Annotated in this window: 1 protein-coding gene; it reads left to right on the forward strand. The window is 69.7% G+C overall.

Annotated elements, in window-relative coordinates; all coding sequences use genetic code 11:
- Window positions 1–528, forward strand: a 528-nt coding sequence (locus ACFO0G_RS19925; RefSeq protein ID WP_376979810.1) for an L-serine ammonia-lyase, iron-sulfur-dependent, subunit alpha, incomplete at both ends; no start/stop codon positions are given.

The following is a 528-nucleotide window of genomic DNA, read 5'->3' on the forward strand; positions in this document are numbered from 1 at the left end:
CGTTCCGGACCGCCGCTGAGTTGCTGGAGCACTGCGCGGTGACCGGGCTGGGCATCGCCGATGTGATGTTCAGGAACGAGCTGGCCTCCCGGGATGAGGGGGAGATCCGGGCCGGGCTGCTGCAGATTTGGTCGGTGATGGAAAACTGCGTGGCCACGTCCCTGAAGCGGGACGGGGTGCTGCCGGGCGGGTTGAAGGTCCGCCGCCGGGCCCCGGACTGGTACGACCGGCTGAAGAAGGAATGCGCCGACGGCCTGGAGGACCAGGACAACAGCGAGGACCAGGACGCGGCCTGGGACGAGGGCCGGCACGATCCACGGTATTGGCAGGAGTGGGTTAACTTGGTGGCGTTGGCGGTGAACGAGGAGAACGCTTCCGGCGGGCGGGTGGTCACCGCCCCCACGAACGGGGCGGCCGGGATCATCCCCGCGGTGCTGTACTACGCGCTGCACTTCGCCCCCGGCATGGACCAGGCCACCCAGGCTGACCGGGACGGTGTGGTGGTGCGGTTCCTGCTCGCCGCCGGCG

The organism is Arthrobacter sedimenti (assembly GCF_042652025.1).
Taxonomy (GTDB): Bacteria; Actinomycetota; Actinomycetes; order Actinomycetales; family Micrococcaceae; genus Arthrobacter; species Arthrobacter sedimenti.